Source organism: Nocardioides ginsengisoli (genome assembly GCF_039537225.1).
GTDB lineage: Bacteria > Actinomycetota > Actinomycetes > Propionibacteriales > Nocardioidaceae > Nocardioides > Nocardioides ginsengisoli.
Genome location: NZ_BAABAC010000009.1, coordinates 96928 through 109877, shown reverse-complemented (window position 1 = coordinate 109877; position 12950 = coordinate 96928). Strand labels below are relative to the sequence as shown.

Sequence of the window (12950 nt, the reverse complement as noted above, 5' to 3'; positions counted from 1 at the left end):
CCGCCACGGACCCCGTCCGCGCCTCTGGGATGATCGGCCCATGCCCGACCTCTCCACCGAGGACCAGAAGCTCGTCACCCTCGCCCGCGCCACCCGCGCCCGGATCCAGGCCGCCGAGGGTGCCGCCGTCCGCGACACCGACGGCCGCACCTACGCCGCCGCGACCGTCGACCTGCCGTCGCTGCAGCTCACCGCGGTCCAGGCGGTGGTCGCGATGGCGGTCGCCTCGGGGTCGACCGGCGTCGACGCGTGCGTGGTGCTGGGCGAGGCGCACGACCTGACCGAGCCGGATGCCGCGGTGCTGAGCGACTTCGCGGGCGCGAACGGCGTCGTCGTCCACGTGGGCGACGCGCGCGGCACGATCGCCGCGACCCACCCCGCCTGAAACCACCTGACCCCGCCTGACCCGGCGCTCACGGTTCCCCGGTCTCACCCGGCATTCCTGCTGTCATCTCCCGCGAGATGCGACGGAAATGCCGGGTGAGACCGGGGGACCCCGTGACAGATGTCATGGCTGGGTCATGACGCCTGCCAGAGGAGCAGGCGTGTGGTGGCCGCCAGGCTGGGGGCATGACGACGAACACGACTCCGGCCGTCCGGCTGGCCGGGGTGACCAAGGACTTCGGCGCCGTCCGGGCGGTGCGGGGGATCGACCTCGACCTGCACCCGGGCGAGATCGTGGCCTTCCTCGGCCCCAACGGGGCGGGCAAGACCACGACCATCGACATGGTGCTGGGCCTGAGCCGGCCGACGTCCGGCTCGGTCGAGGTGCTCGGCATGGATCCCCGCAAGGCGATCGCGCGCGGCCTGGTCTCGGCGGTCATGCAGACCGGCGGGCTGCTCAAGGACCTCACCGTGCGCGAGACGGTCGCCTACACGGCGAGCCTGTTCGCCGACAGCCGTCCGGTCGACGAGGTGCTCGAGCGGGCCGGCATCGGGGAGCTGGCGGCCCGCAAGGTCGGCAAGTGCTCGGGCGGTGAGCAGCAGCGGCTGCGGTTCGCGATGGCGCTGCTGTCCGACCCGGCCCTGCTCCTGCTCGACGAGCCGACGACGGGCATGGACGTCGAGGGCCGGCGCGCCTTCTGGAGCGCCATCCGGGACGACGCGCAGAGCGGCCGCACGGTCATGTTCGCGACGCACTATCTCGAAGAGGCCGACCAGTACGCCGACCGGATCGTGCTGATCAGCAAGGGCCAGGTCGTCGCCGACGGCACCGGCCCGCAGATCCGCGCGCTCGCGTCCGGTCGCACCATCCGGGCCTGGCTGCCCAGCCCGACCCAGGAGACGGTCGACGCGATCACCGCCGTCGGCGGCGTCGACCACGTGGAGGTCCGCGGCGAGTCCGTGACCATCCACGCCAAGGACAGCGACGCGGTCGCCCGCTACCTCCTCACCGAGACCCCCGCCCGCGACGTGGAGATCACCGCCAAGGGCATCGAAGAGGCGTTCCTCAGCCTGACAGGAGAACCCGCATGAGCACCGTCCAGACCATCGACCCCACCCGGCGCCGTGTCCCGCGGCTGGGCGGGCTCAACGCGACGGTCCTCGGCATCGAGCTGCGCCGGATGCTGCGCAACCGCCGTACCGTCATCTTCACGCTGTTCCTGCCGGCCGCGCTGACCCTGAGCTTCGGCGCCCAGTCCGGGTGGAACGACCGCGCGGGCGTCGGCAACGTCGCCGCCTACATCCTCGCCTCGATGGCCATGTACGGCGCCGCGCTCACCGCGGCCGCCGGCGGCTCGATGGTCGCCATGGAGCGGGCCCTCGGCTGGTCGCGCCAGCTCCGGCTGACGCCCCTGCACCCGGTCGCCTACATCCTGATGAAGGCGTTCGTCGCCCTGGTCATGGGCGCGCTGGCGATCTTCATGGTCAACCTCATCGGCGTGCTGCAGGGCAAGGCCGACATGCCCGTCAGCACCTGGTTGCAGTGCGCGGCGCTCGCGCTCATCTGCACGATGACCTTCGCCGCGCTCGGCGTCTTCGTCGGCTACGTCGTGCCCGGTGAGAACGCCATGCAGATCCTCGGCCCCGGCCTGGCCCTGCTGTCCTTCCTCGGCGGCCTGTTCATCCCGCTGAGCCAGTACGCGCACACCGTCCAGCTGATCGCCTACTGGACGCCGATGTACGGCGTCGCCGAGGTGGTGCGCGCCCCGCTCACCCACGAGCTGCCGTGGTACGCGATCGTCAACGCGATCGGCTGGTGCGCGCTCTTCGTCGCCGGCGCGGCCTGGCGGATGAGCAAGGACACCGCCCGGGTGTGACCCCGGAGGTGGCTAACGTGAGCACCATGAGCAGCGACCCGACCGTGCCGTCCTCGGTGGGACGGCGCGGTCCGTGGTTCGCCGCGATCTGGCTCTTCTTCCTGATCGACCCGATCCGCGCCGGGCTCCAGGACCACGACCACGTCCGCAGTCTCGCGGGCGTGGCCGCGACGGTCGCCTTCGCCGTGGTCTACATGGCCCTGTGGTGGCGGATGCGCGCCGAGCCGCAGGGCCGCGGGACGCCGCTCCTGCTGGTCCTCTCGGCGCTCGGCGTGCTGATGACCGTGCTGCTGGGGGAGCCCGGCATCGCCTGCGCGGTCTACATCGCGGTCGCCGTGGTGATGGTGATGTCCTTCCGGTGGGCGGCGCCGACCGTCGTCGCGATCGCCGTCGGGTCGGTGCTGCTGGGCCTGCTGCCCGGCTGGCAGGTCGAGTTCGGCGTCGCGTTCGGCGTCATCGCCGCGTCGCTCGCGGTGTTCGGGATGCGCACCATCATCGGCCGCAACGCCGAGCTGATCGCCGCCCACCAGCGCAACGCCGAGCTCGCGGTCGAGAACGAGCGCACCCGGTTCGCCCGCGACCTGCACGACATCCTCGGCCACTCGCTGACCGTGATCACGATCAAGGCCGAGCTGGCCGGCCGGCTGATCGACGTCGACCCGGTGCGCACCCGCGCCGAGCTGGCCGACCTGGAGCGGCTGAGCCGCGACGCGCTGGCCGACGTACGGCGTGCGGTGGAGGGCTATCGCGACCTCACCCTGCCCGGCGAGCTGGCCCGCGCACGCACCGCGCTCGGCGCCGCGGAGATCGAGGCGACGCTGCCCAACAGCACCGACGACGTCCCGACCGAGCTGCGCGAGCTGTTCGCCTGGACCGTCCGCGAGGGGGTCACCAACGTGATCCGCCACTCCGGCGCGCGCCACTGCGAGGTCGTCCTCGGCCCGGCCCGGGCCGAGGTCCGCGACGACGGCCCCGGCCCGACGACCGCGGCGCCGCGCGGCTCCGGCCTGACCGGCCTGCAGGAGCGCGCGACGGCCGTGGGTGCGCGGCTGGTGACCACGAAGCTCGATCCCGGCTGGTCGCTGGCGGTGGTCGTCGAATGACGACGACGATCCGCCTGCTGCTCGCCGACGACCAGGCGCTGGTGCGGGGTGCGCTGTCGGCGCTGCTCAGCCTCGAGCCCGATCTCGAGGTGGTCGCCGAGGTCGGCACGGGGGAGGAGGCGATCGAGGTGGCCCGCGAGCTGCGCCCCGACGTCGCGCTCCTCGACGTCGAGATGCCCGGCATGGACGGCATCGCCGCGTGTGCCGAGGTCCGCGCCGCCTCACCCGGCACCCGCGTGCTGATCGTGACCACCTTCGGCCGGCCCGGCTACCTGCGGCGGGCGCTGCAGGCCGGCGCCTCGGGCTTCGTCGTGAAGGACACGCCCGCGTCGCAGCTCGCCGACGCCGTGCGGCGCGTGCAGCAGGGGCTGCGCGTCGTCGACCCGGCGCTCGCCACCGACTCCCTGGTCAGCGGCGAGTCGCCGCTGACCGCGCGGGAGACCGACGTCCTGCGGGCCGCGCGCGACGGCGGCTCGGTCGCGGCCATCGCTGCCGCGCTGTTCCTGTCGGAGGGGACGGTCCGCAACCACCTGTCGTCGGCGATCGGCAAGACCGGGGCGAGCAACCGCACCGAGGCGGTGATCTTGGCCGACGGGAATGGTTGGCTCTAGGCGGTGGTTGAGGCACGTCAACCATCCCCTCGCCACGTTGTCCCCGGACAGGAGTAGGTTGATCGACATGGCAAACCGTGCGGCCTGGTCGGAGCACGAGCGGGCCGTTCAGCGGCTCGCCAGCTCCTTCTCGGCGATCCCCCCAGGACAGCCCGTGCGTCTCGCGAAGCGCACGACCAACCTCTTCCGCGCCCGCGCCGCGAGCGACACCCCCGGCCTCGACGTCAGCGGCCTCGACGGCGTCATCGAGGTCGTGCCCGACAGCCCCGACGGGCCGATCGCCGAGGTGCAGGGCATGTGCACCTACGAGGACCTCGTCGACGCGACCCTTCCCCACGGCCTGGTGCCCTATGTCGTGCCGCAGCTGCGCACGATCACCCTCGGCGGCGCGGTCACCGGTCTCGGCATCGAGTCGACCAGCTTCCGGCTCGGGCTGCCCCACGAGTCCGTGCTCGAGATGGACGTCTTCACCGGCGCCGGCGAGCTGGTCACCACCCGCCCGGGCGACGAGCTCTTCGACGCCTTCCCCAACTCCTACGGCTCGCTCGGCTACGCCACCCGGCTGCGGATCCGCCTCGAGCCGGTGCCGCCCTACGTCGCGCTGCGGCACGTGCGCTTCGACGACGTCGAGCTGCTGAGCAAGACGATCGCCGAGATCGCCGCGACCCAGGAGTACGACGGCGAGCCGGTCCACGGCCTCGACGGCGTCTCCTTCGGCCCCGGTGAGCACGTCCTCACGCTCGCGCGCTGGACCCACGAGCCCGGTCCGACGTCCGACTACGCGGGCGAGAAGATCTACTACCGGTCGCTGCAGACGTGCGACCGTGACCGGCTCACGGCGTACGACTATCTGTGGCGCTGGGACACCGACTGGTTCTGGTGCTCGGGCGCCTTCGGCGCGCAGAACCCGCGGCTGCGCAAGGTCTGGCCGCGCTCGCTGCGGCGCTCCGACGTCTACATGAAGCTGCTCAAGCTCGATCGCCGCTTCGACATCGCCGACCGGCTCGACCGCCGTGCCGGCCGGCCGCTGCGCGAGCGCGTGGTGCAGGACGTCGAGGTCCCGGTCGAGCGGCTGGGCGAGTTCCTCACCTGGTTCGACGACGAGATCGGCATGCGGCCGGTCTGGCTGTGCCCGCTCGTCGCCCAGCGCTCGTGGCCGGTCTACCCGCTCGAGCCCGGCAAGCTCTACGTCAACATCGGCTTCTGGGGCACGGTCCACGTCGGCCCCGACCGCGTCGACGCCCCGCGCAACCGTGCGATCGAGGCCAAGGTCCACGAGCTCGGGGGCCACAAGTCGCTCTACTCCGAGGCGTTCTACGACCGGCCGACCTTCGACGCGCTCTACAACACGGCCCACCTCGACGAGGTGAAGCGCCACTTCGATCCTGATGACCGACTGACGAATCTCTATGACAAGGCGGTGAAGAGCAGATGAGCAAGGGGATCGCACCCACGATCGCGTCCCTGTTCCCAGGCGGGCTTCCGATCTGGTTGAAGGCCTACGACGGCAGTGAGGCCGGGGCTCTCGACCAGCCCTACGGGCTCGAGCTCGTCAACGAGCGCGGGCTCTCCTACATCATGACGGCGCCGGGCGACCTGGGCCTGGCCCGCGCCTACGTGGCCGGCGACCTGCTGCTCCACGGCGTCCACCCGGGCGACCCCTACGCGGCGTTCTCGCTGCTCAAGGACAGCACCGACTTCGGCATCCCGAAGCCCACCGAGCTGGTCGGCATCATCCGCGAGCTCGGCATCAGCCACCTGATCCCGCCGCCCCCGCCGCCGCAGGAGCATCTGCCCGGCTGGCGGCACCGGCTCGAGGGCCTGCGCTCGCTCAACAAGTGGGGCCGCCACTCGCAGGAGCGCGACGCCGACGCGATCCACCACCACTACGACGTCTCCAACATCTTCTACGAGCACGTGCTCGGGCCGTCGATGACCTACACCTGCGCGGTCTTCCCGACCGAGGACGCCACGCTCGAGGAGGCGCAGGACTACAAGTACGACCTGATCTGCCGCAAGCTCGACCTCAAGGCCGGCGACCGGCTGCTCGACCTCGGCTGCGGCTGGGGCGGCATGGTGCGCCACGCGGCGAAGCACTACGGCGTCCGCGCGCTCGGCGTGACGCTGTCGCGTGAGCAGGCGACCTGGGCGCAGGAGGAGATCAAGCGGCAGGGCCTCGACGACCTCGCCGAGGTGCGCCACTCCGACTACCGCGACGTCACCGAGGGCGACTTCGACGCGGTCAGCTCGATCGGCCTCACCGAGCACATCGGCGTCGACAACTACCCGGCGTACTTCGGGTTCATCCACGACAAGCTCAAGCCGCAGGGCCGGATGCTCAACCACTGCATCACCCGGCACGACAACCAGGGCAGGCCGTCGGCGGGCGCCTTCATCGACCGCTACGTCTTCCCCGACGGAGAGCTCGCCGGATCGGGCACGATCGTGCGCGCGGTCGAGGACGCCGGTCTCGAGGTGCACCACCACGAGAACTTCCGGGTCCACTACGCCAAGACCCTCGCCGGCTGGTCGAAGAACCTCGCCGACAACTGGGACGCCTGCGTCGCCGAGACCGACGAGGGCACCGCCCGCGTGTGGGGCCTCTACATGGTGGGCTCGCGGATCGCGTTCGAGCGCAACGAGATCCAGCTCCACCACGTGCTCGCCACCAAGACCGTCGACGGCGCGTCGGGATACCCGCTGCGCCACGAGTTCTGACCGCCACCTGGCGACATCGAGACGGGACGACCCGGGACTAAGTCCCGGGTCGTCCCGTTCTGCCACGCCGCACCCGGGCTTCCTGCCACCATGCCCGCTGGGGAAGAGGGTGCTTCCGAGGATGGACGGGGTGGCATGACGCTCAGGCGTGCGATGAAGACGGCGGTCTGGACGGGGGTCGCCGTTCTCGGCGTCACCTGGATCCCGGCCCAGGCGCAGGCCGCGGCGCCGGCCGAGCGACGGAGCACCTGCACCATCGTCGGCACCCCCGGCGCCGACGTCCTGGTCGGCACACCGGGCCGCGACGTCCTCTGCGGCATGGGCGGCAACGACATCCTGCGCGGCCGCGGCGGCGACGACATCCTGCGCGGCGGCGACGGCGACGACGTCCTGTACGGCGGCCCGGGCGACGACGTCCTCTGGGGCGGCGCGGGCAACGACCGGCTGTACGGCGGCGCCGGCGGCGACCGGCTGCGCGGCGGTGGCGGCGACGACGCCCTCTACGGCGGATCGGGCGACGACGGCCTGCGCGGCGGCGCGGGCAACGACCGGCTGTACGGCGGACCCGGCCGCGACCAGCTCTGGGGCAAGTCCGGCGACGACGTCCTCGACGGCGGCCCCGGGCGCGACGGACTCGCGTGCGGCGACGGCTCCGACAAGGCGGTGGGAGCGGGCAGCGACCAGGTCGGCAAGGACTGCGCGCCGACCAAGCCGGTCCCGCCGAAGCCCGGCAACCAGGCTCCGACGGCGGTCGACGACCTTCAGACGACGACCGAGGACGCCGACCTGGTGCTGCCGCTCAGCGGCGCGGGCAGCCCGGCGGCCAACGACACCGACCCCGAGGGCGACGCCCTGACCGTGACCGCGGTCGGCAGCGCTGTCGGCGGCACCGTGGCGATCAGCGGCGGCAGCATCCGCTTCACGCCGACCCCCGACCTGTGCGGCCCGGCGGCCGGGCGCTTCGGCTACACCGTCTCCGACGGCGGCCGCACCGCCACCGGCACGGTGACGGTCGACATCACCTGCGTCGACGACGACCCGGTCGCGGTCGACGACACCGCGAGCCTGGCCGAGGACGCCGGCGCGACCGCGGTCGACGTCCTCGCCGACGACAGCGACGCCGACGGCGACACCTTCACCATCGACTCCGTCACCCAGCCGGACCACGGCACGGTCGTCGTCACCGGCGGCGGCACGGGCCTCACCTACGAGCCCGACGCGAACTACTGCAACAGCCAGCCGAGCGGCACGCGCGACAGCTTCACCTACACGCTCACGCCCGGCGGCGCGACCGCCACCGTGCGGGTCGCGGTCACCTGCGTCGACGACGCTGCCGACGCCGTCGACGACGGCTATGTCCTCGACGAGAGCGACGGCGCGACCGTGCTCGACGTCCTGGCCAACGACAGCGACGTCGACAGCCCGCTGCTCATCACCTCCGTCTCCGGCCCGGTCGCCTTCGGCACGCTCGTGATCGCGCCGGGTGGCGGCAGCCTGATCTACACGCCGGGCAGCTGCGCGCCGCCGGACATCCGCGCGGTCGACTTCGGCTACGAGGTCAACGGCGTCGCCGCGCACGTGACGATCTCGGTCGTCTGCACGCTCGACCCCTCCGTCGCGAAGGCCGACAGCGCCACGGTCGCCGAGGACTCGGGCGCGACGGCGATCGACGTCCTCGCCAACGACACCGTCGGTGACGCCGGGCTGTCGATCGCGAGCGTCACCCAGCCGGACCACGGCACGGTGGTCATCACCGGCGGCGGCACCGGGCTGACCTACGCCCCCGACGCGAACTACTGCAACACCGGGTCGGGCGGCACGCCCGACACCTTCGACTACACCGTCGCCGGCGGCAACACGGTGCCGGTCTCGGTCGACGTCACGTGCGTGGACGACGAGCCCGTCCTCCAGGACGACGCCGCGACGGTCACCGAGGACGACGGCCCGACCGCGGTCGACGTCCTCGCCAACGACAGCGACGCCGACGGCGACCCGATCACCATCGTGGCGGTCACCCAGCCGGCCAACGGCACCGTCGTCATCACCGGCGGCGGCACCGGCCTGACCTACGAGCCCGACGCCGACTTCTGCACGAGTGGCAGCACCGACGACTTCACCTACACCGTCGACGGTGGCCCCTCCGCCACGGTGAGCATGACGGTCACCTGCGTCACCGACCAGGGCGTCGCGGTGGCTGACAGCAAGACGACCACCGAGGACACCCCGGTCGACATCGACGTCATGGCCAACGACCTGGTCGGCGAGTCGCCGCTCGTCATCGCCGGCGTGGCCGACCCGGCGCACGGCACCGCGACCACCGATGGCACGTCCGTCCACTACGTCCCGGACGCGAACTACTGCAACAACCCGCCCGGCACCACGCTCGAGACGTTCGACTACACCCTCGTCGGCGGCTCGTCGGCGACGATCACGGTCACCGTCACCTGCGTCGACGACGCGCCGGTCGCGCACGACGACACGATGACGGTGCTCGAGGACGCCGCGGCGACGCCGGTCGACGTGCTGGCCAATGACGTCGACGTCGACGGCCCGGCCCCGCACGTCACGGACGTCGGCACGGCCCAGCACGGCACGGTTCACCTCGCCGGCGACACGGTGACCTACACGCCGGACGCGAACTACTGCACCACTCCGCCGGGCACGGCGCTCGACTCGTTCAGCTACGAGATCAACGGCACGGCGACGGCGACGGTGTCCGTCACGGTCACCTGCGTCGACGACCCGGCGGTGCTCGTCGACGACAGCGCGACGGTCGTCGAGGACGCCGTCGCGACGCCGATCGACGTCCTCGCCAACGACACCGACGTCGACGACCCGCTGGTCGTCACGAGCGTCGTCCAGCCCGCCCACGGCAGCGTCGTCGTCACCGGCTCGGGCCTGACCTATGCGCCCGCGCCCGACTACTGCAACGACCCGCCGGGCACCGACCGCGACAGCTTCGACTACCGGGTCAACGGCGGCCCGACGGCGACCGTCCGGGTCACGGTCACCTGCGTCAACGACGCGCCCGTGGTCACCGGCAAGACGTTCGACGCGGCGAAGTCGGCCGTCGGCAACACCCCGCTCGTCGTCGACGACGCGAGCGACCCGGCGCCGAGCGTGAGCAGCGCCCACAAGACGGTCACCGGCAACCTGCTCGCCGGCACCACGGACGTCGACTCCGCCGGCCCGTTCGCGGTCGTGCCCGGTACGACGGCCACCGCGCAGGGCGGCACGGTCACGGTCCAGGCCGACGGCGACTTCGTCTACCAGCCGCCGGTCGGCTGCACGACCGCCAGCGACAGCTTCCCGTTCGCGGTGACCGACCAGGACGCCACCGACCCGAAGAGCAGCCAGGGCACCGTCCAGATCGCCGTCTCCGGCTGCGTCTGGTACGTCGACAACAGCGGAGCGTCCGGCTCCGGCTCGGCGACCTCGCCGTTCACGGCCCTCGTCCAGGCGCAGACCTTCTCCAAGCCGGGCGACACCCTCTACGTGACCGGCGCGACCGGCACCACCACCTACGCCGGCGGCATCACGCTGCAGTCCGGCCAGCGGCTGGTCGGCTCCGCGGTCGCGCTCCAGGTCGGCAGCGACGTGCTCGCCCCGGCCGACGCGACCGCCCGCCCGACCCTGACGTCGAGCACGGGCGACGTGGTCCGGCTGGGTACGGGCAACACCGTCACCGGTCTGCGGGTCAACCCGCTCGGCGGCGGCGGAATCTCCGGCAACGCCGTCTCCGGCGGCACTCTGCTCGACGTCCAGGTGACCGACACCGGCACTCCCGGTGTCGCCCCCGGCATCGGGCTGACCAGCACGACCGGCACCTTCACGCTCACCGACGTCGCGGTCGACAGCTCGGCCGCCACCTCCCCGGGCGCGGCCGCGGTCGGCATCCAGCTGACGTCGGCCGGCACGGTCCGCTTCGTGTCGGGCGTCACGATCAACACCGTCGGCGCCAAGGCGCTCGCGGCGAGCGGCACCACGACGTTCAACGCGAGCGTGCTCGACCAGGTCCGGGCCACCGGCTCCACCACGGGCGGCATCAGCCTGGTCAACACCACCGGCTCCCTCGAGCTCGACAAGGTCCACCTGCAGACGACCGGCGGCCCGACGGCCGCGCTGTCCCTGCAGAGCGTCTCGGGCGTCTCCGTCCCCGGCGCGCTCGACGGCGTCGTCGACGCCTCCGGCGGGCCGGCGATCGACGTCAACGGCGCCAGCGCCACCAGCCTGTCCCTCAACACGGTCCAGTCGTCCGCCAGCGCCTCCCGCGGCATCACCCTCACCGGGATGGGCACCGGCAGCGTCTCCGTCGCGAGCGGCACGATCGGCGGCGCCACGGGCACCGCGTTCTACGTCAGCGGCGGCACCGGCGCCATCAGCTACCCCGGTGCGATCACCGACGGCGCGGGCGCCTACTCGGTGGAGGTGCACGGCCGGACCAGTGGCGCGTCCGCGGTCACCGTCAACGGCCGGATCACCGACGGCGCCGACGCCGGGGGCGGCATCCTCGTCTCCGGCAACACCGGCGGCAGCACCGTCCTCGGCGGCGCCAACAGCAGCCTCAGCACGGGCGCGGCGACCGGCGTCGAGATGACGACCAGCCCCGGGCACACCCTGCGCCTCGACGGCGGCGGGCTGGCCGTCGCCACGACCACCGGCAAGGGCATCGACGTCGGCGACAGCGGGACCGTCGCGGTCACCGGCGCCGGCAACACGATCACCACCGGCACCGGTCGCGCGCTGCGCATCCAGAACACCGGCATCCACAGTGACGGCGCGACCTTCCAGCGGATCAGCTCCAACGGCGCACCCAACGGCATCCTGCTCGCCAGCACCGGCAACAACGGGTCTCTCGCCGTCACCGGCACCGGCTCGGCCGCCTGCACCCAGGGCAGCACGGCCGGCTGCACCGGCGGTGAGATCGCGAGCTCGACCGGCGGCGACGACGCCGGTACGACGCCCGCCGGCACCGGCGTGGTCCTGACCGACACCAAGGCGCCCTCGCTGACCCGGATGTGGATCCACGACGCGACCAACTACGCGATCCGCGGCGACGCGACGCGTGGCCTGGTGCTCGACCACGTGCTGGTCAACGGGACCAACGGCGACAACGCGGTCGCGCCGTACGACGAGGCGGCGGTCGTGCTGACCAACCTCACCGGCAGCCCGACGGTCACGGACACCTACCTGGCCGGCGGCCTCGAGGACACGCTCCGCGTGCTCAACGGCACGTCGGGCGACCTCGACCGGCTGACCCTGACCCGGGCGACCTTCGCGGTCTCCGGCGCCCGGCCCCAGAACGACGCCCTGTCGCTGGAGTCCGGCGGCAGCGGGACGTTCAAGGTCACCGTCGACCAGGGTGACTTCCGCGGGGCGCAGGGCGACCAGCTGCAACTCACCCACTCCTCGAGCGGTGCGGGCGACCTGACCGTCACCAACACGATGTTCGACGACCAGTACTCCGGCACCGCGTCCGGTGGCGGCGGGGTCTTCGTCTTCCAGGGCGGCGCCGCGGGTCCGCTGGACCACACGTTCACCAATGACGACTTCCGTCGCGCGGTGGGCAACGCCGTCCTGATCTCGAAGGGGGCGGGCAGCTCGAAGCAGCGCGGCTCGTTCACCAACAACCGGATCGGTCAGTCGGGCTCCGCCAACTCGGGCTCGCTGGCCGGCGACGGCCTCAAGCTGTGGCAGCTCGGCGGCGGCAGCATGGACTGGACGGTCACCGGCAACACGATCCGCCAGTACAACCTGCGCGGCATCGAGGTCGCGGCCGGCGACGGCCCCGACCCGCACTCCGGCACGCTGCGGACGATCATCACCGGCAACACCATCCTGGAGCCCGGCAACGACGCCGGCTCGCTGCCGGCGCCGAAGCAGGGCGTCCACTTCAACCTGGGCATCACGACGGGCGACACCTTCCAGGCGTGCGCCGACATCTCCGGCAACACGCTCGGCGCCAGCGGCGCGGACGGCAACCCGGCGCTGTCGGTCAACTACGACATCTGGCTGCGTCAGCGGATGGCGACCACGCTGCGGCTCGCGGGCTACGGCGGGGCGAACAACGACAACACCGCGGTCGCGGCCTACCTGGTGGCGCAGAACAGCGGCGCCGACGTCCTCGCGTCCAACTCCGTGGCGACGGGTGGCGGCGGCTACCCGGGCGGCACCTGTCCCGCCCTGGCCTGGCCGTGACCGGCCGCGCCCCCGAACCCCCGACCGTACGACGGCGCGAGCGCGCCGGAGAGGAGCAC

At 72.5% G+C, this 12950-nt stretch carries 8 protein-coding genes; all 8 read left to right on the top strand.

Annotation, left to right across the window (positions count from 1 at the left end; translation table 11 throughout):
- The first annotated feature begins 40 nt into the window (after positions 1 to 40).
- The 8 genes from AB4880_RS06130 (at position 41) to AB4880_RS06095 (ending at position 12891) form a co-directional block, all read left to right on the top strand.
- On the top strand, positions 41 to 385 hold the full coding sequence (locus AB4880_RS06130; RefSeq protein WP_367918326.1) for a cytidine deaminase-like protein: 345 nt from the start codon (positions 41 to 43) through the stop codon (positions 383 to 385).
- A 185-nt stretch (positions 386 to 570) separates the two neighbouring features.
- On the top strand, positions 571 to 1476 hold the full coding sequence (locus tag AB4880_RS06125) for an ABC transporter ATP-binding protein (protein ID WP_367918325.1): 906 nt from the start codon (positions 571 to 573) through the stop codon (positions 1474 to 1476).
- Positions 1473 to 2261: an ABC transporter permease gene (locus AB4880_RS06120; protein WP_367918324.1), complete on the top strand. Its 789-nt coding sequence runs from the start codon at positions 1473 to 1475 to the stop codon at positions 2259 to 2261. The genes AB4880_RS06125 and AB4880_RS06120 overlap by 4 nt, the downstream gene beginning before the upstream one ends.
- A gap of 26 nt (positions 2262 to 2287) precedes the next feature.
- Entirely contained in the window at positions 2288 to 3364 is a 1077-nt protein-coding gene (locus AB4880_RS06115) for a sensor histidine kinase (RefSeq protein WP_367918357.1), read from the top strand.
- A complete protein-coding gene (locus AB4880_RS06110; RefSeq protein WP_367918323.1) occupies positions 3361 to 3975 on the top strand; it encodes a response regulator in 615 nt (204 codons plus the stop codon). The genes AB4880_RS06115 and AB4880_RS06110 overlap by 4 nt, the downstream gene beginning before the upstream one ends.
- 67 nt (positions 3976 to 4042) lie before the next feature.
- Positions 4043 to 5410, top strand: coding sequence for an FAD-binding oxidoreductase (locus AB4880_RS06105; RefSeq protein WP_367918322.1), 1368 nt, complete (start codon positions 4043 to 4045; stop codon positions 5408 to 5410).
- Complete coding sequence (locus AB4880_RS06100; RefSeq protein ID WP_367918321.1) at positions 5407 to 6693, top strand: class I SAM-dependent methyltransferase; 1287 nt, start codon at positions 5407 to 5409, stop codon at positions 6691 to 6693. Before AB4880_RS06105 ends, AB4880_RS06100 begins: the two co-directional genes overlap by 4 nt.
- Positions 6694 to 6828: 135 nt before the next feature.
- The gene (locus tag AB4880_RS06095) at positions 6829 to 12891 is read left to right on the top strand and encodes an Ig-like domain-containing protein (protein WP_367918320.1); all 6063 of its coding nucleotides are present in this window, start codon (positions 6829 to 6831) and stop codon (positions 12889 to 12891) included.
- Positions 12892 to 12950 lie beyond the last annotated feature (59 nt).

Excerpts from the sequence above, each read along its gene's own strand:
- AB4880_RS06115 (WP_367918357.1), top strand. The coding sequence starts at position 2,288 with ATGAGCAGCGACCCGACCGTGCCGTCCTCGGTGGGACGGCGCGGTCCG.
- AB4880_RS06100 (WP_367918321.1), top strand. The coding sequence starts at position 5,407 with ATGAGCAAGGGGATCGCACCCACGATCGCGTCCCTGTTCCCAGGCGGG.
- AB4880_RS06110 (WP_367918323.1), top strand. The coding sequence starts at position 3,361 with ATGACGACGACGATCCGCCTGCTGCTCGCCGACGACCAGGCGCTGGTG.
- AB4880_RS06105 (WP_367918322.1), top strand. The coding sequence starts at position 4,043 with ATGGCAAACCGTGCGGCCTGGTCGGAGCACGAGCGGGCCGTTCAGCGG.
- AB4880_RS06095 (WP_367918320.1), top strand. The coding sequence starts at position 6,829 with ATGACGCTCAGGCGTGCGATGAAGACGGCGGTCTGGACGGGGGTCGCC.
- AB4880_RS06125 (WP_367918325.1), top strand. The coding sequence starts at position 571 with ATGACGACGAACACGACTCCGGCCGTCCGGCTGGCCGGGGTGACCAAG.
- AB4880_RS06120 (WP_367918324.1), top strand. The coding sequence starts at position 1,473 with ATGAGCACCGTCCAGACCATCGACCCCACCCGGCGCCGTGTCCCGCGG.
- AB4880_RS06130 (WP_367918326.1), top strand. The coding sequence starts at position 41 with ATGCCCGACCTCTCCACCGAGGACCAGAAGCTCGTCACCCTCGCCCGC.